Origin of the sequence: Sphingomonas pokkalii (genome assembly GCF_003096275.1) — a bacterium.
GTDB classification, from domain to species: Bacteria; Pseudomonadota; Alphaproteobacteria; order Sphingomonadales; family Sphingomonadaceae; genus Sphingomonas; species Sphingomonas pokkalii.
In genome coordinates this window covers 2,724,426-2,747,225 of the sequence record NZ_QENQ01000001.1, presented here as the reverse complement: position 1 = coordinate 2,747,225, position 22,800 = coordinate 2,724,426, and the positions used below count along the sequence as shown (strand labels likewise).

The window sequence follows — 22,800 nt, the reverse complement described above, 5'->3', positions numbered from 1 at the left end:
CTCCCGACGCGCTACGCTGGCACGAAAAAGGCCCGGTGAGAATTCCCACCGGGCCAGGATCTCGTGAAAATGCGGTGGCCTCAGGCCTTGCAGGTGTGGGCGGTGCCGTCTGCGAGGGTGATCTTGGCGGACTTTGCGTTGCCTTCGAGCTTGTAGCCGCCTTCGGCGACATAGGCCTGGCCGGCTTCCGGCGCGTTGAGCAGGATCGACTTCATCGAATCCTTCTTCTCGCGAAGCGCGGCCATCTTGCCGCCCTTGAAGAAGTCAACGAACAGCAGCGTGTTACCCGGCTGGCAACGGAAGGACACCGACGTCTCGATCGAGGGCGGCGGCTCCGACGGCGCGGCGTTCGCAAGCTGCGAAGCCATGGGATCGGGCGAGCGGCTGTCGACCACTTCGGGCTTGTTGTTGCATGCGGCGAGCGCCAGCAGTGCGACGGCGGAGAGAGCAAACGGGGAGGAGTTTTTCATAGCGTTCGGGCTTTTCCTTGGGTGGGGGAGAATCGTCAAGCGGAAATCGGGATCCAATGCACCCATGTTGTGCGACGCAGCGTAGTAAGCGCAGGCAACGCTGTTTGCGCAACCCCGTAACAGCCGCTTGCGCGATCTCCCGGAGCCGGTGCAGGTGTCCGGCTTGACCGTGACGCTTTGGCTGCGCAGGAGGGCAGGGAGGAGAGAAGGCATGACGGTTCGTTCGCATTGGCCAGTGCTGCTATCGATGCTGCTACTGGCGGGCTGTGGCGGCAGCCCGGACGATCAGGGCGATCTCGCCCAGGCGAACGAAGCCCAGGCGATCAAGCCCGGCCCGATGCTGGGTGGCATCGACCTCTCCAAGCCGCTGCGCCTGCGGGCCGGGGATGGCAAGGGATGGACGCTGGATCTGGCACCCGGGCGGATCCTGTATCGCCCGGCAGGCAAGCCGCCGGTTCCCTTCTACCCCGTTTCGCCCCGGCTTGGCGTCGGCGAGGCCCGCTATCCGACCCAGACGCCCGATGGGGAGACGGTCGCCATCGTGCTCCGCCCGGAGGCTTGCGGCAAGGGCGACGCCGCCGCGCCGCTGACGGCGACGCTCACGATCGGGGCACGCAGCTACGCCGGGTGCGCATCTCCCTTGCCGATCGAACAGATTCGATACGATCTTTACAATGAAGCGATGTCGGACGCCGAGAATGCCGGCGGGTAATCGGGCGGGCGCTTCGCCAGCAGGGTAAAGTGGATGGTGGTGCCGCCATCGCTGTGCTGGGACAGCCACAGGCGGCCGCCATGCTCTTCTATCAGGTACATCGCGATCGGCAGGCCGATGCTTGGCCCGACGGCAGTGCCGTCGCCGCTTTGCAGGCTGAACCGCGCGCCGCTTTCGCCTGCGCCTGGCTTCAGGCCAGTGACGGTGACGCCGACGTCGATCCGGTCGTCCCGCATCGCGGCGGTGGTGATGCGGATCGTGCCGCCCTGGCAATAGGTACAGGCATCGGCACCGGCACTGACGACGTTCGAGAGGGCCTGCACGATCTGCTCCGCGTCGAAAAAGCCATTGGCCGCATCCGGCGCGATGTCGATGGAAATGGGCGGCAATGGTTGGGATGCGGTGGCGCGCGCGGCTGCCAGCGCCTGTTCGATCACGCCGGCCAGGGGGTGCAGATCGAAGACGAAATCGGTCTGTCTGGCCATATGGCGGATACGGCGAATGATATTGCCCGCGCGGTGAAGCTGCTCCTCGGCCGAGCGGGTGATCGCCAGGGTCCGTTCGTCGGTTTCCGGAGACAGGCGAATCGCCGCCATGAAATTGGCGGCGGCCGAGAGCGGCTGGTTGAGCTCGTGCGCGATCGCCGCCGCAATGGCGCCCAGCGCGCCGGCGCGCGCCCGGGCCGCCATCTCGCGTTCGATCTCCAAGCGATCGGCCACGATCTTGTCGCGTTCCGCAATTCGCGAATGTAGTTCCCGATCGACGCGGATGCGATAATCGGCCAGCGCCACATACCGCGATATGGACTGGAGAAAATCGGTTTCGTCTTGCGTGAAGTGCGCCGCGCTGCGGCGGCCGAAGCCAAGCGTGCCCAGCAGCTTTCCGCCATGGGAAAGCGGCACCGCGACGAAGCTGTTCAGCCGCAACAGGCGCAGGAAGTAATGGCCGGGGTCCTGCGATTGCTGGACATCGTCTACGACGACCATTTCACCCCGCTGCGCCGCCGTCCCCGATGTCGACTGGCCGGGGCGGAGGCGGATCGAGGCGCCCACCACGGCTTCCTGTGGGTTCAGGCCGCGATGCGATACCAGGCCCAGATCCCGTGTTTCCTCATTGAATTCGTGGTGGATGAACAGGTCGATGCCAAGCTCTTCGCGGATGTTGTCGAACACCTGCGCCAATGCGGGTTCGAGCTGGCGCGCCTGCATCAGCAGGTCGGTGTTGGTGACCAGCAGATCGGAACGCGCATGCTGCCGCGGGCGTGCCGACGCAATGGCGCCGGGATCACCCTCCTCTTCCGGCACGGTGCCTCGTTCCTTCGACATGGTGATGATACGCCCTTTGTCACATGCTATGTCGTGCAGAAACGAACCCCTAGTAGGTATTGCTACTGAGTTTCATTCTGGGACGGGTTTCCTCCTTCGACGATGTCCGCAAGGCGTTGCCAATCGGGAAGTTTCCGCGCGACGCCCACGGTGTGCAGCGGGCTTGAGGAAGGCAGGGCGATCACCGCAAACCCCGGCGCCATACCCGCCAGTTGCCGCATCCCATGCCGGTAGGCGGTGGCGCCGTTGAAGGCGATCGCGCGGAGATGCGGAAGCGTGGCGGCAAGCGCGCCAATATCGTGCGGCTCCACCTCCCGAAGCGCGGCATCGGTGCTGCCGGGGCGTTCGGCGCTGGCAACCACGTCCCACAACCCGATATGGGCCGCGAGCAGCGCCTGAAGCCGATCCGCATAGGGGAGCGGCACAAGATCCCGGCCGGCGGCCGGTGAAATCAGCTGCCAGAACTGGTTCTGCGGATGCGCGTAATAGCGTTGGGCGGCCAGCGACCGCTCGCCCGGAAGCGAGCCGAGCACCAGCAACCGGACGTCCTGATCGACCACGGGGGGGAAGCTGAACTTACGAGCGGTCATCACCCCGCCATTCTTGCAGAGCGCAGCCGGGTGGTCGAGCCGCGCCCTTCGGAGGCCGGCTTGCGACAGGCCGCGATACCCGGCCGAAGAAGTTCATTGCCGATGGCACGAATAGGATATAGCTTCAGCCAGTATCGAACAGGGAGTATCGCCGTGGCACTGGCAGCAATTCCCAACGATTTCTTCTCGGTCATCACGGCTGGCCATCACACCTCCGGCATCCTGCAGGCGATTCTTGGTAGCGGCCAGCCTGTCGGCGCGCATCTCGACGATCCGACGGATATCGACCGCCAGCGCAGCCTTTGGGCCGCCAAGCTGGACCATGCGATCCTGCGGGCGGAACGGCCGGTATTGCTGGTTGCCCGCGGCCAGAGCTGTTTTGCTGCGACCTGGTGGGCCAGGCTTTCCCCGCGTGACTATATCGCGCGCGTGGCGGGAGCGCTGTTCATCGACCCGCTGGAAGCGGATGGCGCCGCTGCCGCTCGCTTCGCCTCGCCGCGTATCCGCCTGCCGTTTCCGTCGCTGCTGCTGAACGGGGAATCGCCCGATAGCGATGCCGTTCGCCGTGCCCAGGCGCTTGCTCTTGAATGGGGCGGCGCGCTCGATTCTGCACCGCGCACCGAGGCGCTTTCCCGCTGGCAAGGTGCGCGCGAATTCGTGATGCGGATGACGGCGGGGGTGGTCGATCGCCGTGCGCAGGCGGCGGGTGCGCTGGCCGCAGCGCTGCACGCTCCCAAGGACTGAAGCCGGCCCGCCATCCTGATGGGGTGGCGGACGGGCCGGCTCCGGCCCGGGATCAGAAAATGCCGGGAACTTCGCGCTGGGCAGTGTTCGGTCGGGCTGGCGACAAAAGATCGCGCTGCTGGCGGGAAACGCTCGCCACGCCGATGCCGCCGCTATTGCTGATCGGGCTGCAACTGCGGCCTGCGACGAAATCGAGCGCCGACTTGATCGATGCTTCGCGGACATCGCCCAACGGGCGCGACAGATCGTCGATCGCGCTGCAACTGGCTTCGACGGTGCTGGCCAGACCATTGAAATAGGCGCCCTGGCGGTTGGCGTTCTGAGTTGCGAACGCGATCACGCGCAGGCGATCATCGCACTCCTTCCGGTCGATCGCGATCTGGCCCACGGGCTTGCCATAGGTATTGGTGCCGATCAGCGCGACGCTGCTGTGGAAATAGGGAAGGGCCGTGTTGATGACGAGTTCGCTGGCTGAAGCCGTGCCGCGGGTGCCGATGAATGCGATGCGCGTCGGGACAATGGCCTCAGGTTGTGCGCTGAAATAATCCGTTTCATCATTAGCCGATTTTTCCGGGCGGAAGCTGACATAGCTGAACACGTCCGTGGAACGGCGGGCGCCGCCCAGCAGGTCGCCGAACAGCTCCGCGATCGAAACCAGGCCGCCGCCATTATAACGCAGATCGACGATCAGGTTGGTGATGCCCTGTGCCTTGAACGTCGCGAAGGCGCTGCGCAGGGCCGGATCGGCGGTGTTGATGAAGGTGCGCAGATTGATATAGCCGACGCGCCCGCCGCCGTTAGGATCCGTAAGGATTTGCGCGCCATAGCGATTGGACACGGGCGCAAGGCTGAATTCGGCTTTGGCGAGCGAGACCACGCGCTCGCTGCCGTCGGTGCTGCGGATCCGCAACGTCCGGCTGGTGCCGTTGGTATCGGGGCCAAGCGCGTCGGTGACGCCATCCAGGCCCTGGCTGGCGATGATGCTGCTCACATCCCGAAGATTGCCAGCGTTGGTGCCGATGGCGACAATCTGCGCGCCGCGATCGATGCCGGCCTTCAATGCGCTGCCGCCTTCGAAGCTTTCCGCGACCATGATCGTTGAAACGCCGTCGGTGGCCAGGCGGAAACCGAAGCCGGCACTGGAGCCGGAGGTGTAGTAGGCGGTCTCTCCCGCGATCGATGTGAGATAGGTGAAATGGCGATCACGTCCCTGCGATCGCGCGGTGGCGGTGAGCGCATCGAGGTACGTATCGGGCGATGTATAGCCCGATGGATCGAGATTCGCTGGCAGCGTTTCGGGGAAGAGATACCATTCGCGCATTGCCGCCAGGATCCAGTCCTGACGGCTGCGGAGCGTGCAGGCGCTGGACGTTGGGGTCGGGGTTGCAGTTGGCGTGGGAGTGGCGGGTTGCACCATCGAACCGCTGCCGCCACCGCTGCCGCCGCCGCCACAGCCGGCCAGCAACCCGGCCATCACCAACGCCGAAATACCCGAACGCAACGTCGACATCACTATTCCCCCATACATGTACCCGCAACGCTTAGTCGGTCGCGGGGTGCTTCGCCAGAAGGCGTCGCGCATCAGGCTTTCAGAATCCAGCCCTTTCGATCCATCCACCAGCCGACCGCCCAGCACAGCATCGTATAGGCGAAGGCGCAGAGCAGCGACCCCAGCGAGCCGGGCGCGATCGCCTGGAAGATGTCGACGCCGGCGGCTTCGTACGTGCCGTTCTCCGCGCCCGCGGGGATCATGTTGAGCACCGTCACGAACAGCTCGGAGAACAGGTAGATGGCCAGCGGATTGCGGCCGAGGATGGTGAAGAAGCGGGTGCCGCGCTTGAAACCGGCGATCTCGATCAGCCAGATCGCAGCCCCGAGCAGCAGCAGATCCAGGCCGACGGTGAGCAGCACATAGGAGCCGGTCCACAGCTTCTTGGCGATCGGGAACCAGGGCGACCAGGCGAGCCCGGCCAGCACCAGCACCACGCCGACCAGCGCCATTCGCCCCACGGTGCGGCGCAGCTCGCCGCCCTGCACGATGGCGAGGCCTGCCAGATAGCCTGCGATCACGTTGACGGTGGCGGGCAGGGTGCCGAGCAGCCCTTCGGGATCGAAGCCCGCATCCTTCTTGTAGAGATGGCCCGGCCCCAGCAGCCACAGGTCGATCTGGGTGCCGATATTGGCATATTTGTCGAACGCCATCCCCGCCGGGCTGAAGGCGAGCAGGATCGTCCAATAGCCGAGCAGCATGGCGACGCCCGCCAGCAGCAGCTGCCGCGGCTTGAGCCAGCGGATCATCAGCCCGGCCAGCACATAGCAGAGCGCGAGGCGCTGGAGCACGCCGGGCACGCGGGTGAGCGCGAAGGGCTTGAGCTCCCAACCGTTCGCGCCGTGCTCGACGAAGGGGAACCAATACATGAGGTAGCCGAGCACGAAGATGATCGCGCCGCGCCGGAACAGCCGGGCGAGGAACGGCGCGGTCGCCACCGGCTTGCGGAAGGCGAAGCTCATTGCATTGCCCATCGCGAACAGGAAGGTGGGGAACACCAGGTCCGCCAGGGTGAAGCCGAACCATTTGGCATGGACCAGCTGCGGATAGGGCTCGGCACCGGGCCCCGAGGTATTGACCAGGATCATCAGGAAGATGGTCGCGCCGCGAAACACGTCGAGCGCGAGGAAGCGCGGCTTGCCGGCGAGCGCGGCGACGGTGTTGGCCTGGGTTTCGGTCATCGGGCGTCGCTTTCTGCGAGGAGGGTGCGGGCAAGGGCTAGAGGTGCGGCGGGGCGTTGGCGCGCCCACATCTTGCCGTCCTTGAGCCAGGCGGCCTGCCAGTCGCGGATGGCGGCGGCGGTGGCCTTGGCGTCGAACGGCTGGTGCGCGGCGGCGGCGGCGCGCTGGGCGGCGAGGAAACGCTGCCAGCGCGGCCAGTAATAGCCGGCATAGAGGCCCTGCCAGGCGCGCGAGGCATAATCGGAGAGGTGGCCGGTGCCCCCCCAGACGGTGACCACCGCCTTGGCCTGTTCGACGAACGCCGCCTTCTCGGCGGGCGTGTCGCCATAGGCGGCGGCGTCGGCGAGCCAGCTGCCCAGCGTTTCCTGCTGGTTGCCGGCGAGCGCGTCGATGTCCTTGGCGAGGCGTTCGGCGGCGGCGGTGGCGCGGTCGCCGGTGGCGAGGTCGCCCGCCTTGTAGGCGGCGACCGCCGTCTTCAGCCGGTCGTCCAGCCGCACGCTGGCATAGTGGCGGACGAGATCGACCACGTCATAGGTGTAGAGCAGTTCGCCGCCATGTTGCGGGGCCTGGGCGAGCAGCGCTTCGATTCCGGCGCGGAGTTGGGCCGGATCGCCCGGCGCGGCGGGGTATTCGGCGCCGTCGAGGCTGGGGAATTTGAAGAACAGATAGGCGCCGGCCTGTTCGTGCCACCAGCGCGGCGTCCAGTAGCGGGTGGTGTAGGCGCCGGCGATCGCCTTCTCCCAGGCGGCGACCAGCGCGGGCGAGGTCTTGCCGTAGCGCGCGCGGGTATAGTCGCCGATCCAGGCATCGAGCGGGCGGGCCTTGCCGGCGGCGTCGATCTCGCCCCAGGCGAGGTCATAGGCATAGGCATAGGCGATGCCGTTGCTGTGCAGCCCTTCCGGGAACAGCCCGAAGCCGCGCATCCGGCCATGGCCCGGATTGGCGAGCGCGGCGGTGATGTCGCTGCGGTAGAAGTTCAGGTCGCCATAGACCGGGTTGCTGCCGCCGTAATTGTGGACATAGCCATAGGCCCAGCCCTTGCCGTAAAAGGCCTTTGTCGCGTTCCAGATGCCGGGATAGCGATCATTGCCGATGTCGAGGATCAGCATCCGCTCGTCCGGCACCTTCGACAGGAAGGCGGAAATGGCATCGGGCGTCCAGAAGGCCTTGTCGGCGCCGAACAGCCAGCCCTGCATGACCCAGGTCGCGTTCGGCGCGGCGGCGGTGATCGAGCGGTAGAGCCGCTCGCCATAGGCCGCGAGCCGGGCGTCGCGGACCTCCTTGGGCAGCGCGGCGGCGCGGGTGGCGGCGGTGTTGGCGATGGCGTCGCCATAGGCCGCCGCGCGGGCGTCGCTGCCGTCTTCGGCGATCGGCGGCACCATCTCGTTGAAGGCATCGGCGAGATAGTATTCGCCGGGGCCGTAGGTCGCCGTGTAGAGCTGCAGGAAGCGCGCGGCGAGCTTGGCGAACAGCGGATCGGACGGGTCGAGCCAATAGGTGCCGGGGAAGCCCTCCCATTGCCGCATCTGGTAGATCTTGGCTTCGGGGTGCGCCTTGGCGAACGCCTCGGGCACATAGCCGGAAAAGGCGGGCAGGATCGGCTTCATGCCGAGCGACCGCATCCGCGCCAGGATCTGGCGCTGGAGCACGCGCTTCTTCTCGATCCAGTTGGCCGAGAGCGGCGCGCGATAGCCGGCGATGTTGCCCATGCGCTGCCAGGGCAGGAAGGGCGCGGCGGAGAGGCCCTGGGCGATCTGGGCGTCGGTCATGCCCTGCTCGCGCCACAGCGCGCGCCAGACATGTTCCTGCCCCTCCATCGCCAGCGGCGTGTCGACGCCGTGCGCGGCCATCCAGTCGATCTCGCGCTCCCAGCGGCCCCAGTTCCACCAGGGGGTGGTGTAGCCATAGGTGCAGGTGTTCAGATAGGTACGCAGCGAGAAGGGCGAGGCGACCACCCCACTGTCATAGCCATCGCGCAGCGCCAGCGGCCGGTTGCGCACGCCCTCCCAGGAAACGAACAGGCTGCCCTGCTGGCCGAGGGTCCGGGCGGCGCCGCGCACCAGCGCGACCGGCGAGGTGCCTTCGATCCGCAGGCGACCGGCAGCGGTGCGGGCGCGGAACTGTGGCGTGGCGCCGGGAACCAGCGCCAGATCGATTCTTCGGGTGTCGACGCCGAGGCGCGCCAGCACGGTGCGGGCAGCGGCGGTTTCGGACTGGGCTGCCGGCGCGGTGGCCGGTCTGTCAGGCTGCGCCGCAGCGGGGGTGGCGAGGACGAGGCCGGCCGCGACCGGGCCGAGGTAACGGAAACGGCGGGCGGCAATATGGGCCAAGTCGTACACTCCAGAACACGAAAATTCGGGGGCGGCGTGGTGCCGCCCCCGAGGGGTCTTACATCTTCAGCGTAGCCGACAGGTAGAAGCTGCGGCCATAGAAGCTGCTTTCCTGCCAGACGGCGGGATCGCGGAAATAGGCCTGTTCGCGGCTGTTGTTGAGGTTGATCACCCCGGCCGCGAAGCTGAGCCATTTGTTCGGCGAATAGCCGCCGCTCAGGTCGAACTGGGTGCGGCCGCGCACGACATGGCCTTCCCGCGCGAAGAAGCTGTCCGCGCTGTTCTGCTCATAGCTGCTGCGATGGTTGACCGAGAGGCGGATGTTGAAATGCTCGTTCTCCCAATAGGGCGAGACGTTCCACGTCACCTTCGACAGGTTGCGGATGGTGAAGCCGGTGCCGATCGCCACCTTCTGCGGATAAACCCGCGTCAGGTTGGCGAGGATGCCGAAGCCGTCCACCGGCAGCAGATCGTCGAACGACTGGTTCCAGCTCACCTCGAAGCCCTTCACCTTGATGGTGCTGGGATCGTTGCGGGTCTGGGTGATGTCGTAGCTGTTGCCGCGGGCATCGACGCAGTCGTTTGCCGTGGCGGTCAGCGCGGTGCCGTTGAACGTCGACGGGCAGATCAGCGACGAGAAGGTGCCGTTCTTGATCCACTTGTAGAAGCCGTTGATCGCGATCGCGCTCGACCGGGTGAAGTACCATTCGACCCCCAGATCGAGCTGATCGGCGGTCAGCGGCTTCAGCGATGCCTGGCCGAGATCGACCGAGATCGTGCTGGTGCCCGGCGGCGAGGTGTTAGGCGAGCTGCTGGTGGTCTGCGCCATGGAGGTGCTGGAGTCCATGATCGGGCGGACGAGCACCTTGGCGGCGGCAAAGCGGACCTGCAGCGTGCGGGTCGGCTCCAGCACGAGGTTCAGGCTGGGCAGGACATTGTCGTAGCTCTGCTCGATCGCATAATCGCCGATCTTGCGCTGCACTTCGGTATAGCCGTCGGTGCGGGGGGCGGTGATATTGCCCTTCACCTTCTGCTTGGTGTGCTCGTAGCGCACGCCGATGTTGCCGCGCAGCGTCATGTCGCCCAGCTGCGTGTCGATGCCCGCCATGAAATAGGCCGAGGGCATGAAGCGATCGACATGGTAGCTGCCTTCCGGCGCCGCGATATCCGGAACGGTGATGCCGGCCTTGGCCAGTGCCGCGTCATAGGCGCCGAGATCAGGCCCCACCCAGGCACCCGGAATGCCCGTGTCACCGTTGAGGAAGCCGCTGACCGGATAGTTGGTGGTTGCCATCGCCGGGAAGATCGCGCTCGACGGCGCCGGCTGGTTGGCCAGCGCGATCATGTCGTGGCGGCTGACGTCGCGGTTGAAGATCTCATGGCGATATTTGGCGCCGATGGTCAGCTTGTTGATCGGGCCGAGCGCGACATCCTTGGAGATGTCGGCCTGCGCCGAGCTTTCGCTCGAGCGCATCTTGCGGGTGGCGCCGTTCGGATATTCGTTCCGCGTGAGCGCACTCGGAGCGTAGAGTGCGGTGCTGGTGAGGTCGGTGCCGACGCTGTACTTCACCGCGTCAGGGTTGGAGAAGTCGATCGTCGCCGTCGGGATATTGACGGCGAGGATGGCGGCGGCTTCGCGCTGATAGGTGCTGCCCTGCGTGTAGTTGAGCGCCGTGCGCGCCGACCAGCCATTGTCGCCGGTCCACTTGCCTGACAGGGTATAGCCCTGGCTGACGAGATCGCGGTCCTCGTGCTGGCGGTTGTTTTCCATGGAGAAGTTGGTGGCGGTCGCCTTGGTGGCGACACCGTTCACGACGTTGCTGCCAGCGATGCGCGACGTGTTGAACAGGAACACCTGCTGGTTCACGTCGTAATCGGTGATGTCCTTGGCATAGATCGCGCTGGCATCGATTTCGACGCGGTCGCTCGGGCGCCACTGCACGCCGCCGCTGCCCATCAGGCGTTCGGTGTCACGATCGATGCGGCGATAGCGCGGGCGGCGTGGCACGAAGGTGCTGGCGCCGGCGATCGTCTGGGTCGCCCAACGGTCCATCCAGAAATAGTCGGCGCGGTCCTTCAGCTTCTGATAGCCGAGGTTGAGGTACACGCCGAGCGTGCCGTCGGCGAACTGGTCGACATAGCTTCCGCTGACCTTCGGCGTGATCTTGCCGCCGGCATATTCGGAATTCTGGCCCTTGACCGAGAGGACCAGCTGGCGGCCCTTATAGTCGAGGGGTTTCGCGGTCTGAATGTTGACCGTGCCCGAAAGGCCACCGGCATCCATGTCTGCGGTCGGCGACTTGATCACCTGGATCGAATTCGCGAGCTCGGTCTGGATGATGTCGTAGCGGAAGCCGTCGGTGAAGTCGGCGCTCTTGAAGGTCTGGCCGTTCACGGTGGTCATCGCATATTGCGGGCCGAGGCCGCGGACGCTGATCGTCGCACCGCGCCCGTTGATGTTCGACATCTGGACGCCGGAGATGCGCTGAATTGCCTCGGTGATGTTTTCGCTGGGGAACTTGCCCAGGTCCTCGGCCGAGATGCCGTCGGTGACGCGGGTATCCCTGCGCTTCGCATCGATCGCATTGTCGATCGCGGCGCGGATGCCGGTGACGACGATCTCGCCGCCGTCCTGACCGGCCGGTTCGGTGGTGGTCTGTGCCTGTGCGGCGCTGGCAAAGCCCAGTGCTGCCGCGCATCCCGATACGAGCAGAAGCGCGCGGATGTGGCGGCGCGTGCCTGTGGTGACGCTACCCGTGATGTGCATGTGTTTCCCCCAATGCTGGCCTTTCGGCCGGTTGGCTGCCGCGCTCCATCGCGCCCTCCCGTGGCGCTTGCGTCTGGAACACGGCAAGCCTGCATTGGTCGGTATCGGTCTTACTCTGTCAAGGCCAATTCAATACAAAAAACAAATGGTGGTATTACCTATTTGCCTGACATCGTTGCAAATGTTGCATTAAGTGATTGATAATGTGGACTGCAATTTGAGTGTCGCCCAAGCGCCACAGGCGCGAGGATTTGAATACAGGTATGCTGGTCAGGCAATGCGGGGTGCCAGAATCCGCATCAGCGCCTCGCAGCCGGCTGCATCGCCCGCATCGAACCGAGCGGGCAATGGACTGTCGAGATCGAGAACGCCGAGCAGTCGGCCCTGGTGGACGATAGGCACCACCAGCTCCGATCGGCTGGCCGCGTCGCAGGCGATATGACCGGGGAATGCGTGGACGTCCTCGACCAGCTGGGTTTCCCGCGTTGCGGCGGCGGCGCCACACACGCCCTTGCCGAATGGGATGCGGATGCACGCCGCCTTGCCCTGGAACGGGCCCAGCACCAGTTCGTCCGCCACGTTGCGGTAGAAGCCGGCCCAGTTGAGATCGGGCAGATACTGGCCGATCAGTGCGGAGACGTTCGCCATGTTGGCAATCGGATCGGGCTCTTCCGCCGTCAGCGAATCGAGCGCGGCGGCGAGATCGCGATAGAGCTCGGCCTTGGAATCGGCGGTGATGTCGAAGCTGTACATGGCGGCGATGTAGGGGATCGCGGCAGCGGGTGCGAGGGGGACTTGGTTCTGCCGGTGCTCCGAAGCCGCATCCTCCCCCGCCAGGGGGAGGTGGGCCGCGCAGCGGCTCGGAGGGGGAGGATGCCAGAACCTCTCAGCCCGTCCTTCCTCCCCCTCCGTCGCCTTCGGCGACACCTCCCCCTGGCGGGGGAGGATACGCTCTGCTTTCAGTCCAGGGAAACCTTGCCCCGCCCGGCCTTCACCGCCGAGCGGCCCTTCTTGGCATCCACCCGCCGTGCCTTGGCGGCCTTGCTCGGTTTGGTCTTGATCCGTCTGGCCTGGCGTTCGTGCGCCTTGTCGATCAGATCGGACAGGCGCTGGCGGGCATCGGTTCGATTTGCGTCCTGGGTGCGATATTGCCGGGCGGTGATCAGCAGCTCGCCCGCCGAGGTCATCCGGGTGCCGGCCAGTTCCTTCAGCCGTTCATAGGCATAGGGCGACAGGCCCAGCCGGAACACGTCGACCCGTAGTTGCACCGCGGTCGCCACCTTGTTGACGTTCTGCCCGCCGGGGCCGGTCGCCGCGAGGAACTTTTCCTCGACGATAGCCTCGTCGGGAATTTCAGCCATTCGGGCGACCGAAGCCGATATGGTGGAAACGTGCGGGCAGCGGCGCGTCCCCGTGCACGTCCGGCTTGCCGAGGCGGGGGACGGTGATCGACTGGGCGTGGAGCATCAGCGCCGGGCCGCCGCGCCCATAAACGGGGTCACCGACGATCGGAATGCCGATGCCTTCCAGTGCATGGACGCGGATTTGATGGGTGCGGCCGGTCTCGGGATAGAAGGCGACCAGCGCGCGGCCGTCCTGCACTTCCATCCGCTTCCAGCGGGTGCGCGCGGACTTGCCCTTGGGATCATGGGTCATCCGCCAGCCCTCCTCGATCGTCGAGACCTTGCCGAGCGGCAGGTCGATCTCGCCGCTTTCGGCTTCGGGCACGCCGTCGAGGATCGCGACATAGCGCTTGGTGACCTGGCCGGCCTCGAACGCCTGGCCGAAGCGCTTCATCGCCTTGGGGTTGCGGGCGAGCAGCAGGCAGCCGCTGGTGTCGCGGTCGAGCCGGTGGACGGGAAGCGGCAGGCGCTGGAAGCCGAAGGTCAGCTGGTCGAGCAGATCCTCCAGGCTTTCGCTGCGGTCGCGCGGGCGATCGACGGGGAGGCCCGCCGGCTTGTCGATGATCAGCGCTTCGCCGTCGATGAAGAGTACCCGGTCCTTGAACATGCGCGAGCATATAGCGCGCCGCGCGAAATCCGCGAGCCCGGATACGAAAACGGCCGGAGCAGGGGATGCTCCGGCCGTCTTGGTGTGCCGCGCGCTACGCTACCGGCGCGGCACCTGGGTTACGCCTTCAGCTTGGTCGCCGTGGTCGCGACGCGGGCGCCGAGATAGCGGGCGCCGTCGAGCTCGACGGCGCTCGGCTGGCGGCTGCCGTCGCCGTCGGCGATCGTCGTCGCGCCATAGGGGGCGCCGCCCTTCACTTCGTCCACGCCGCCCTGGCCCTGGAAGCCGTAATCGAGGCCGACGATCGTCATGCCGAAGTGGAGGAGGTTGGTGAGGATCGAGAACAGGGTCGTTTCCTGGCCGCCATGCTGCGAGGCGGTGGAGGTGAAGGCTGCGCCGACCTTGCCGTTCAGCTGGCCCTGGAACCACACGCCGCCGGCCTTGTCCCAGAACGCCGCCATCTGGCTGGCGAGACGGCCGAAGCGGGTGGGGCTGCCGACGATGATGCCGTCATACTGGGCGAGCTGGTTGACGTCGTCGAGCACCGGATGGCTCTCGTCGACGCGGAAGCCGGCGGCCTGGGCGACTTCGAACGGCGCGGTTTCGGCCACGCGGCGAACGTCGACGGTCGCGCCGGCGCTGCGTGCGCCCTCGGCCACGGCGTCTGCCATCGTCGCGAGATGGCCGTAGGAGGAGTAATAGAGAACGAGGATCTTGGTCATGGCAACGGTCCTTTCACGGGAAGGAAAAGGGGGCCTGCGGGCCCCCTGGGGGAAACTTACTCGGCGTCGACGAGGACGATTTCGGCGTCTTCGAGCGCGGTGATCGTCACGGTCTGGCCGCCGGCCAACGCTGCACCATCGCGGGCATCGATACGATCACCCGCAAGGCTGATCGACCCAACTGCTGGTACAAGATAGGCGTGGCGACCCTCACCCACGGTATAGGGTACGCTCTCGCCTGCCTTCAGCGTCGCGCCGAGCACGCGGGCGTCGGCGCGGATCGGCAGCGCATCCTTGTCGTCGGCGAAGCCCGAGGCGAGGGTGACGAAGCGGCCCGAACGATCGCCCTTGGGGAAGGGCTTGGCGCCCCAGCTCGGCTGGCCGCCGGCCGCGCGCGGCAGGATCCAGATCTGAAAGATCCGGGTCGTTTCCGGCTCGAGATTATATTCCGCGTGGCGCACGCCGGTGCCAGCGCTCATCACCTGCACGTCGCCCGCCTCGGTGCGGCCCTTGTTGCCCATCGAGTCCTGGTGGGTGATCGCACCCGAGCGGACATAGGTGATGATTTCCATGTTCTGGTGCGGATGCGGCGGAAAGCCCGAATTTGGAGCGATTTCGTCGTCGTTCCACACCCGCAGCGCCCCCCAGCCCATGCGGGCCGGATCGTAATAGTCGGCGAAACTGAAGTGATGCTTGGCCTTGAGCCAGCCGTGATCGGCGCCGCCCAGGCTTTCGAAACTGCGTTTGTCGATCATCGCTGATCTCCCATTGGTTGCCGCCAAAATAGGGATCGAGATCAGCGCGTAAACGGAAACGTTGGAAACTGATCGTTTCATGATATTGCGTTGGCCGAGCAGGAGACGCGGGGATGAAGCTACCGGATTTCGAAGCCTGGGCGGTGTTTGCCAGCGTGGTGGAACATCGCTCGTTCAGCGGCGCGGCGCTGGCGCTGGGTGTCTCCAAGGCGACGGTTTCCAAGGCGATCACCCGGCTGGAGGGGCGGTTGGGCACCGCGCTGTTCCATCGCACTTCGCGGCGGCTGACGCTTACCGACAGCGGCCAGCACCTTGCCGACCATGCCCAGCGTATCCTGGACGAAGGCCAGTCGGCGGAGGAGGCGGCGTTCGAATCCGCCAGTGCGCCCTCCGGCGTGGTCCGGCTGGCGGCGCCGCTGACCTTCGGGGCGCGTCATCTTTCCGGCCTGATTGCCGAGTTCATGACGGCGCACCCGCAGATAAAGGTGGAGCTTACCCTGTCCGATGCCTTCATCGACATCGTCGGCGAGGGGATCGACGTCGCGTTGCGCATCGCCGAATTGCCCGATAGCTCGCTAAGGGCCCGGCGGCTGGGGCCGGTGAACATCCATGTCGTCGGTGCGCCCGATTATTTCGAACGCATGGGCCGGCCGCAGCACCCCGCCGACCTCGCTCGCCACGCCTGTTTCGTCTATACCAACACGGCGACGCCGGGGACCTGGCGCTTTCGCAAGGCGGGTGGTGAGGAAGCGGCGGTGCGGGTGGACGGGCCGCTGCGCACCGACAATGGCGAGGCGATGCTGCCGGCGCTGCGGGCCGGGCTGGGCGTGGCGCGGCTGCCGGGATTCCTGGTGGATGACGATATCGCGGCGGGCAGGCTGGAGCCGGTGCTGGCCGACTGGGTGGCCGGATCGGTGGGGCTTCATCTCGTCACGCCGCCGGGATCGCGGCGGCCGGTGCGGGTGGAAACGCTGATCGAGTTTCTGACGGAGCGCCTGCGCTCTCTGTGCGTTCGGCAAGCGTGAAGCGCCTCGTTCCCGATGATGCCGATGCGCGGTTCATTCGCCGTGTCCTGATCCTGCTCGCGCTGGGCGGGGTGGTGGTTGCGCTGGTGCGCGCTGCCGATCTGCTGATCCTCACTTTCGGGGCGGTGCTCGGCGCGGTGGTGATCCGCGCGATCGGGGATCGCTATCTCCAGCTGGGGTTGGCAAGGCGCTGGTCGGTGCCCGCTGCGATGGCGACGGTGCTGGCGGCGATCGCGTTCCTCGTCTGGCTGTTCGCCGTGCAGTTCGGCCCGCAGATCGAAGCGCTGGTCCGTTCGATCCCGCAATTGGTCGCGCGGCTGGAAGGCTGGGCGCAGCGCAGCCCCGTGACCGCCAAGCTCTATGATGCTGCCGAGGCGGCGTTCGCGGGATCGCGGGTGGCGCGCGATGCGGGTGGGTTTGCGCTGGGATCGGCCGAACTGCTGCTCAACACGCTGCTGCTGCTGGTGGGGGCGCTGTTCATCGCGGCCGATCCTGGTGTCTATTTGCGCGGGGCCCTGCTGCTGGTGCCGAAGGGGCGCCAGCGCGACGCCGTTGCCGATGCGCTGGCCGATGTGGGTACCACGCTGCGGCTGTGGTTGCGCACCCAGATCATCCTGATGACCAGCATGGGGCTGCTGGTGGGGTTGGGACTGTGGATCGCGGGGGTGCCGTCGCCGGCCGCGCTCGGGCTGCTGGCGGGGTTGAGCGAGTTCATCCCCTATGTCGGCCCCACGGCGGCGATGCTGCCCGCGCTGGGCCTGGCCGCAACCGCGGGCACGGGGACGCTGATCGGCTGCCTGCTGACCTTCGCCGGTGTGCGAATCATCCAGACCAATTTCCTGACGCCCTTCGTGCAGAGCCGGGTGATCGCGATTCCCCCGGCCGTGACGCTATTCGCGATCATCGGCATCGGGTTCGTGTTCGGGCTGTTCGGGCTGTTCTTCTCGGCGGCGCTGCTGGTGGTGATCTTCACGCTGGTCCGCAGCGTGTATCTGCGGGAGGTTCTGGGCGAGGAAATCGATCCCCGGCAGCCGCCGGACCTGCCCTCCGAACCGCCTCCGTCCGAACCCGCATCGTAGATTCCACAGGGTGCCGAACGACCCCGGCTTACGAGAAATTAACCTTTCAGCTTCATTGACGTTTAGGTTAATGAATCGTCCAGCGCGTCGGGCAACGGGGCTCCGCCGTGTGGTGTGGACAGGGGAACCGGCAATGCGCGTGCTGCTGATCGAAGACGAACCAAGCACAGCCAAGGCGATCGAACTGATCCTCTCGGGTGAGGGCTTCAACGTCTATACGACCGACCTGGGCGAGGAAGGCCTCGATCTGGCGAAGCTGTATGATTACGATATCATCCTGCTCGACCTGAACCTGCCGGACATGCATGGCTATGACGTGCTGAAGAAAGTTCGCACCGCGCGGGTGCAGACCCCGGTGCTGATCCTTTCGGGCATCAACGAGATGGATTCGAAGGTCCGTTCGTTCGGCTTCGGTGCCGACGATTACGTGACCAAGCCGTTCCACCGCGACGAGCTGGTTGCCCGTATCCATGCCGTGGTGCGCCGCTCCAAGGGCCATTCGCAGTCGGTGATCCGTACCGGCAAGCTGGCGGTGAACCTGGACGCCAAGACCGTCGAGGTCGACGGTGCCCGCGTCCACCTGACCGGCAAGGAATATGCCATGCTGGAGCTGCTCTCGCTCCGCAAGGGTACGACGCTGACCAAGGAAATGTTCCTCAACCACCTGTACGGCGGGATGGACGAGCCCGAACTCAAGATCATCGATGTGTTCATCTGCAAGCTGCGCAAGAAGCTGAGCATGGCCTGCGAAGGCGACAATTATATCGAGACCGTCTGGGGCCGTGGCTATGTGCTGCGCGAGCCGGACGAGGCACTGCAGGCGGAATCGCAAGTCGCCTGATTTCCTCGACACGCAAAGACAAAAGCCGTCGTCACGCCCCGGTGACGGCGGCTTTCTCTATTTGTAGCGCGAGAGGCGCGCGCTCCCGAGCGCGATGACGTGATGTCGCGCTATCGGTCGGCCGTATCCGTCTGGCCTTCCAGTACGGCCTCGTAGATCTGCGAACGATCCGGACCTTCGGCGATATGCAGCAACACCCATGTGTCGCCACGACGCGCGACCAGCACGCGAATGCGATCGTTGAACAGGCCATCCGCAAGCCCGGTTGGCGCAATGCGGCCGGAATTCAGGATCAATCCGCCCATCCCTGCGCCGCAGGCCGGGCCGACGCACGCATAGACCGTCTTGAACCCCTGCTTCTGAAACAGGCCGGTGTAGTAGCGCTCGATCTGAAGCGGGGCGGTAGCCGGGGTGAGGCGATAGTCGATATGCGTGACCTGGCCCGTATGCGGTGCGAGATTGGCTTGTGCCGTTTCATTCGTGACCGGGCCGGTTGGGAGGACGATTTCGTCCAGCGACGGCGCGCGATAGCCGTCGATGATCGCGCCGGGATAGCGCGGCAGCGCGGCATGGTCTTGGCCCTCGCTATCCTGCGCCCGCAGCGGGGCGGCGGCGAACAGCGCCGCGAGCATCGGAAGGGCCATCCCAAGGGATCGTCCGCGCATTGATTTCTCCTCTCCAATCAAGGGCTTTGTAAACGCACCTTCTATGCCCGATTCGCGAGGGCAGCCCAACAGGGCGTGGACATTGTCTCCTATTTCTTGGCAACCCAGGCGCGTTGCCCGGCCACCCAGGTTTCCAGCACCTTGGTGCCTCGCAATTCGGCGGGAGAAACGACAAGCGGATCGCGATCGAGGATCAGGAAATCAGCCCAAAGCCCCGGTGCCAGCCGGCCGAACTTGTCTTCGGCGAACCCGGCATAGGCCGCCCCGATGGTGAAGCCGGCCCAGCCTTCCTCGCGGCTCAGCCTCTCTTCCGGTCGCCAGCCCCCCGGCGGGTTGCCCTGCGCATCCTGGCGGGTGGCGCTTGCCGCCCAGCCGGCCCAGGGATCGGGCCTTTCGACCGGATAGTCGGAACCGAACGCCAGGCGCGAGCCATCGCGCAGCAGCGACCGCCAGGCATAGGCGCCGGCAAGCCGATCCGGCCCGAGCCGCGCTTCGGCCATCGCGCGGTCGCTGGTCTGGTGGACCGGCTGCATCGATGCGATCGTACCGAACTTGGCGAAGCGCGGCAGATCCTTCGGATCGATGATCTGGGCGTGCTCGATCCGCCAGCGGCGATCACCCTTATAGGTATCGGACAGCGTTTCGATCGCATCAAGAACCTGCTGGTTGGCGCGATCGCCGATCGCATGGACGGCGAGCTGGAAATTGTCCATCGCGCCGCGCGCCATCAGGTTGAGCAACTGATCGTCGCTGAGGAAGCCCAGGCCCTTGTTGCCTGGCGCATCGGCGTAATCGGCCTTCAGCCACGCCCCGCGCGAGCCGAGCGCGCCATCGGCGTAGAGCTTGATGCCGCCCATCCGCAGCCGATCATTGTAGAGCCAGGGCGTAGGCCCGGCGCCTGCCACGCGCAGGGCGGTTTCCACGCCATGCGCATAGCTCATGATGCGGAGGCGTAGCTGGCCGATATCGGCCATGCCGCGCATCGTTTCCCAGTCGTCGATCGTCGTGCCCATATCCGCCGTGGCGGTGATGCCCAGCGCGAGCAGCTTTTCCTGTGCCGCGAGGAAAGCGGCGTTGCGTTCGCGCGGCGTGGGCTGGGGAACGACCTTGGCGACCAGATCGGTCGCGGCATCGATCAGCACGCCGGTGGGGCGCCCGCTGGCATCGCGCTCGATGCGGCCGCCGGCGGGGTCTTTGGTGGCCGCGGTGATGCCGGCGAGTTCGAGCGCGCGGCTGTTCGCCCATCCCGCATGGCCATCGACGCGTTCGAGCCAGGCAGGCCGGTCGCTGACCGCCCGATCGAGCTCGGCGGCGGTGGGGAAACGGCCGAGCTGCCATTTCTCCTGGTTCCATCCCCGGCCGAGAATCCATTTTGCCGGGCTGCGGCCGGCATGGTCGCGGATTCGGGCAAGGGCATCGTCGAGGCTGGTGGTGTCGGCGAGATCCAGCTGCAGCTGCTGGAAGCCCAGGCCCATGAAATGGCCGTGCGCGTCGATCATGCCGGGCACGAGCGTCGCGCCTTTTAGGTCGATGCGCCAGACGAGCTTCTTCGGCCGCTTCTGCCCCTTGGCGATCAGCGCGACGACCTTGCCCCAGGGATCGATCTGTAGCGCCTCGAACCGCACCACCGCGCCCTTGGCATCGAGTGTAATGCCGTTGACATTGTCAATGATTCCATCGGCCTGTGCGGCAGGGGCAAGCAGCAGGGCGGCGGCGGCGGCGAGCCGTTTGAAGCGGGTGAACATGCCGGCAGGGCATAGGGCCTGTTCCCCCGGCGCGCCAGATGGTCTAGGCGGGCGGAATCATGGCTACAAAAGCAGCACCCGCATCCGCCTCGCTCCCCGTTTCGATCGACGATGTTCGCGCGGCGGCAGAGCGAATTTCGGGCGCGGTGGTGCGGACACCCACGCTGCACAGCCGCACGCTTTCGCAGCTCACCGGCGCGAACGTCTATCTGAAGTTCGAAAATCTTCAGTTCACGGCGGCCTATAAGGAACGCGGCGCGCTGAACACGCTGCTGCAACTGGATGCGGAGGCGCGTGCAAAGGGCGTGATCGCTGCGTCGGCCGGCAACCATGCCCAGGGCCTGGCCTATCACGCGACGCGCCTGGGCATCCCCAGCACGATCGTGATGCCGAAGAACACGCCGATCGTGAAGGTGACGCAGACCGAGGGGCACGGCGCAACCGTGGTGCTGCATGGCGAGACGTTCGACGCGGCCTATGCGCATTCGCGCGAGCTGGAGGCGGCGCAGGGCTATACTTTCATCCACCCGTTCGACGATCCGCGGGTGATCGCCGGCCAGGGCACCGCGACGCTGGAACTGCTCGAAGACGTACCCGCCATCGATACGCTGGTCGTGCCGATCGGCGGCGGCGGCCTGATCTCGGGCGCGGCGATCGTCGCCAAGGCGCAGGATCGGTCGATCGAGGTGCTGGGCGTGCAGGCGGAGCTCTATCCGTCGATGTACAATCGCATCCACCACACCGAAATGCCGTGCGCGGGCGACACGTTGGCAGAAGGCATCGCGGTGAAATATCCGGGCAGCGTGACCGCCCGGATCGTCGAAGCCCTGGTCGATGATATCGTGCTGGTCGGCGAGCGGCGGCTGGAAGAGGCGGTTAGCCTGCTGCTCCAGATCGAGAAGACGGTGGTCGAAGGGGCAGGGGCGGCCGGCCTTGCCGCGCTGCTTTCGGAGCCGGAGCGCTTCAAGGGGAAGACCGTCGGCACGGTGCTGTGCGGCGGCAACATCGATACGCGGCTGCTGGCCAATGTGCTGTTGCGCGATCTCGCCCGTTCGGGCCGGTTGGCACGGCTGCGGGTTCGACTGCAGGACCGACCCGGCGCGTTGTTCCACGTCGCGCGAATCTTCCACGAACAGGGGGTCAACATCATCGAGGTGTATCACCAGCGCGTGTTCACCTCGCTGCCGGCCAAGGGGTTGATCACCGACATCGAATGCGAGACGCGAGATCGCAACCATCTCGACCGGCTGATGACCGCGCTACGGCGGGCCCAGTATGAAGTGAGCATGGTCGAGCTCGCGTGAGGCGTGGCAGCGCTGTCCATCGGAAAGGATGGTTAGCGCCGGGCAGGGCATGTCCCGTTCCGCGTCATTCGGGAAAGTCGTGGATGCGCAGACGCGATTCTTTGTTGGTGAATCGGCTTTTCATCATGCTGATCCGCCCCCATAGTCACACGCCAAGGGGCCGGACAGGGAAGGCCCCGGTGGAGCAGAGGACGGCCGAGCGGTGACCGCATTATCACGTTTCCCGCGTTTCTTCGTGACCAGCCCTTCCGCCTGCCCGTATCTGCCCGGCCGGCAGGAACGGAAGATTTTCACCGAGCTTTCCGGGAACAATGCCGGCGAGCTGAACGATGCGCTCAGTCGAATCGGCTTTCGCCGCAGCCAATCGGTGGCCTATCGGCCGAGCTGCGCGGGATGCTCGGCCTGCGTTTCGGTGCGCGTCATCGCCGACGGTTTTCGCCCCAACGCCACCCAGCGCAAATTGCTGAAGCGCTATGCGGACCTGGAAGTGACGGCTTGCAAGCCCTGGGCGACCGAAGAGCAATATGCGCTTCTGAAGCGGTATCTCGAAGCGCGGCACCCCGGCGGTGGCATGGCGGCCATGGACGAGAACGACTATGCCGACATGGTCGAACAGTCGCCGGTCACCTCCTATGTGATCGAATATCGCGAACCGTCGGTGGATGGTCTCCCCGGACGGCTTGTCGGCGCCTGCATCACCGACCGGCAGGCGGACGGCCTGTCGATGATCTACAGCTTCTTCGCGACCGAAGAAGATGGCCGCCCGGGCATGGGCAATTTCATCATCATGGACCATATCGAGCGCGCCCGGATGGCTGGGCTGCCCTATGTCTATCTGGGGTATTGGGTGAAGGGCAGCGCGCGGATGGCCTACAAGACGCGCTATCGCCCGATCGAGATGCTCGGCCCCAATGGCTGGACGCTGCTGGAAGACGAGTCGGCGATCGTGCCTGCGTCGATTCGGATGCGCGAGTTCGCCTGACGGT

The 22,800-nt window shown here is 65.9% G+C and carries 21 protein-coding genes; 7 read left to right on the top strand and 14 right to left on the bottom strand.

All coding sequences use genetic code 11. From position 1 onward, the window contains the following. Window positions 1-80 precede the first annotated feature (80 nt). A complete protein-coding gene (locus DD559_RS20155; protein ID WP_240610242.1) occupies window positions 81-683 on the bottom strand; it encodes a hypothetical protein in 603 nt (200 codons plus the stop codon). Between DD559_RS20155 and DD559_RS12590 the strand changes: the two genes are divergently transcribed. Then, window positions 682-1,182 (top strand): hypothetical protein, encoded by a 501-nt coding sequence (locus DD559_RS12590; RefSeq protein WP_116469481.1) that lies wholly within the window; start codon window positions 682-684, stop codon window positions 1,180-1,182. The two genes, DD559_RS20155 and DD559_RS12590, sit on opposite strands and share 2 nt — an antisense overlap. On the opposite strand, the gene DD559_RS12585 is transcribed toward DD559_RS12590, so the two are convergent. Both DD559_RS12585 and DD559_RS12580 read right to left on the bottom strand, forming a co-directional pair. Further along, window positions 1,140-2,507 carry a sensor histidine kinase gene (locus DD559_RS12585; RefSeq protein ID WP_116469480.1) on the bottom strand — a complete coding sequence of 456 codons (1,368 nt, stop codon included), beginning with the start codon at window positions 2,505-2,507 and terminating at the stop codon, window positions 1,140-1,142. The genes DD559_RS12590 and DD559_RS12585 overlap by 43 nt on opposite strands. A gap of 62 nt (window positions 2,508-2,569) precedes the next feature. Continuing rightward, window positions 2,570-3,097: a DNA-deoxyinosine glycosylase gene (locus DD559_RS12580; RefSeq protein WP_116469479.1), complete on the bottom strand. Its 528-nt coding sequence runs from the start codon at window positions 3,095-3,097 to the stop codon at window positions 2,570-2,572. Window positions 3,098-3,250: 153 nt separating this feature from the next. On the opposite strand from DD559_RS12580, the gene DD559_RS12575 reads away from it, so the two are divergent. Next, window positions 3,251-3,841 (top strand): alpha/beta hydrolase, encoded by a 591-nt coding sequence (locus DD559_RS12575; RefSeq protein ID WP_240610241.1) that lies wholly within the window; start codon window positions 3,251-3,253, stop codon window positions 3,839-3,841. Between the two features lie 52 nt (window positions 3,842-3,893). On the opposite strand, the gene DD559_RS12570 is transcribed toward DD559_RS12575, so the two are convergent. The 9 genes from DD559_RS12570 to DD559_RS12530 form a co-directional block, all read right to left on the bottom strand. Further along, entirely contained in the window at window positions 3,894-5,351 is a 1,458-nt protein-coding gene (locus DD559_RS12570) for a S41 family peptidase (protein ID WP_240610240.1), read from the bottom strand. Window positions 5,352-5,422: 71 nt separating this feature from the next. Beyond that, on the bottom strand, window positions 5,423-6,571 hold the full coding sequence (locus DD559_RS12565; protein WP_116469476.1) for an acyltransferase family protein: 1,149 nt from the start codon (window positions 6,569-6,571) through the stop codon (window positions 5,423-5,425). Next, entirely contained in the window at window positions 6,568-8,910 is a 2,343-nt protein-coding gene (locus tag DD559_RS12560) for an alpha-N-acetylglucosaminidase (protein WP_240610239.1), read from the bottom strand. Before DD559_RS12560 ends, DD559_RS12565 begins: the two co-directional genes overlap by 4 nt. Window positions 8,911-8,959: 49 nt before the next feature. Next, window positions 8,960-11,668, bottom strand: coding sequence for a TonB-dependent receptor (locus DD559_RS12555; protein WP_116469474.1), 2,709 nt, complete (start codon window positions 11,666-11,668; stop codon window positions 8,960-8,962). A gap of 270 nt (window positions 11,669-11,938) precedes the next feature. Beyond that, a complete protein-coding gene (locus DD559_RS12550) occupies window positions 11,939-12,421 on the bottom strand; it encodes a GAF domain-containing protein (RefSeq protein WP_116469473.1) in 483 nt (160 codons plus the stop codon). A 206-nt stretch (window positions 12,422-12,627) separates the two neighbouring features. After that, window positions 12,628-13,029, bottom strand: a complete 402-nt coding sequence (arfB, locus tag DD559_RS12545; RefSeq protein ID WP_116469472.1) for an alternative ribosome rescue aminoacyl-tRNA hydrolase ArfB — start codon at window positions 13,027-13,029, stop codon at window positions 12,628-12,630. Then, complete coding sequence (locus DD559_RS12540; protein ID WP_116469471.1) at window positions 13,022-13,678, bottom strand: RluA family pseudouridine synthase; 657 nt, start codon at window positions 13,676-13,678, stop codon at window positions 13,022-13,024. The genes arfB and DD559_RS12540 overlap by 8 nt, the downstream gene beginning before the upstream one ends. A 119-nt stretch (window positions 13,679-13,797) precedes the next feature. Beyond that, the gene (wrbA, locus tag DD559_RS12535; protein WP_116469470.1) at window positions 13,798-14,400 is read right to left on the bottom strand and encodes an NAD(P)H:quinone oxidoreductase; all 603 of its coding nucleotides are present in this window, start codon (window positions 14,398-14,400) and stop codon (window positions 13,798-13,800) included. 56 nt (window positions 14,401-14,456) lie between these two features. Then, window positions 14,457-15,155, bottom strand: coding sequence for a pirin family protein (locus DD559_RS12530; protein WP_116469469.1), 699 nt, complete (start codon window positions 15,153-15,155; stop codon window positions 14,457-14,459). A 113-nt stretch (window positions 15,156-15,268) separates the two neighbouring features. Here DD559_RS12530 and DD559_RS12525 point away from each other — a divergent pair, with 113 nt between their 5' ends. From DD559_RS12525 to ctrA, 3 genes are all read left to right on the top strand, one after another. Further along, entirely contained in the window at window positions 15,269-16,180 is a 912-nt protein-coding gene (locus tag DD559_RS12525) for a LysR family transcriptional regulator (protein ID WP_116469468.1), read from the top strand. Then, window positions 16,177-17,259, top strand: a complete 1,083-nt coding sequence (locus tag DD559_RS12520; protein ID WP_116470893.1) for an AI-2E family transporter — start codon at window positions 16,177-16,179, stop codon at window positions 17,257-17,259. Before DD559_RS12525 ends, DD559_RS12520 begins: the two co-directional genes overlap by 4 nt. 133 nt (window positions 17,260-17,392) lie before the next feature. After that, a complete protein-coding gene (gene ctrA, locus DD559_RS12515) occupies window positions 17,393-18,100 on the top strand; it encodes a response regulator transcription factor CtrA (protein WP_116469467.1) in 708 nt (235 codons plus the stop codon). 110 nt (window positions 18,101-18,210) lie between these two features. Here ctrA and DD559_RS12510 read toward each other — a convergent pair whose 3' ends face one another. Both DD559_RS12510 and DD559_RS12505 read right to left on the bottom strand, forming a co-directional pair. Further along, entirely contained in the window at window positions 18,211-18,765 is a 555-nt protein-coding gene (locus DD559_RS12510; RefSeq protein ID WP_165831085.1) for a hypothetical protein, read from the bottom strand. Between the two features lie 89 nt (window positions 18,766-18,854). Continuing rightward, the gene (locus tag DD559_RS12505; protein WP_116469465.1) at window positions 18,855-20,510 is read right to left on the bottom strand and encodes an amidohydrolase; all 1,656 of its coding nucleotides are present in this window, start codon (window positions 20,508-20,510) and stop codon (window positions 18,855-18,857) included. Between the two features lie 59 nt (window positions 20,511-20,569). On the opposite strand from DD559_RS12505, the gene DD559_RS12500 reads away from it, so the two are divergent. Together DD559_RS12500 and DD559_RS12495 are read left to right on the top strand one after the other, a co-directional pair. Then, window positions 20,570-21,814 carry a threonine ammonia-lyase gene (locus DD559_RS12500; protein ID WP_116469464.1) on the top strand — a complete coding sequence of 415 codons (1,245 nt, stop codon included), beginning with the start codon at window positions 20,570-20,572 and terminating at the stop codon, window positions 21,812-21,814. A gap of 202 nt (window positions 21,815-22,016) precedes the next feature. Further along, on the top strand, window positions 22,017-22,796 hold the full coding sequence (locus DD559_RS12495) for an arginyltransferase (RefSeq protein ID WP_116469463.1): 780 nt from the start codon (window positions 22,017-22,019) through the stop codon (window positions 22,794-22,796). Window positions 22,797-22,800 lie beyond the last annotated feature (4 nt).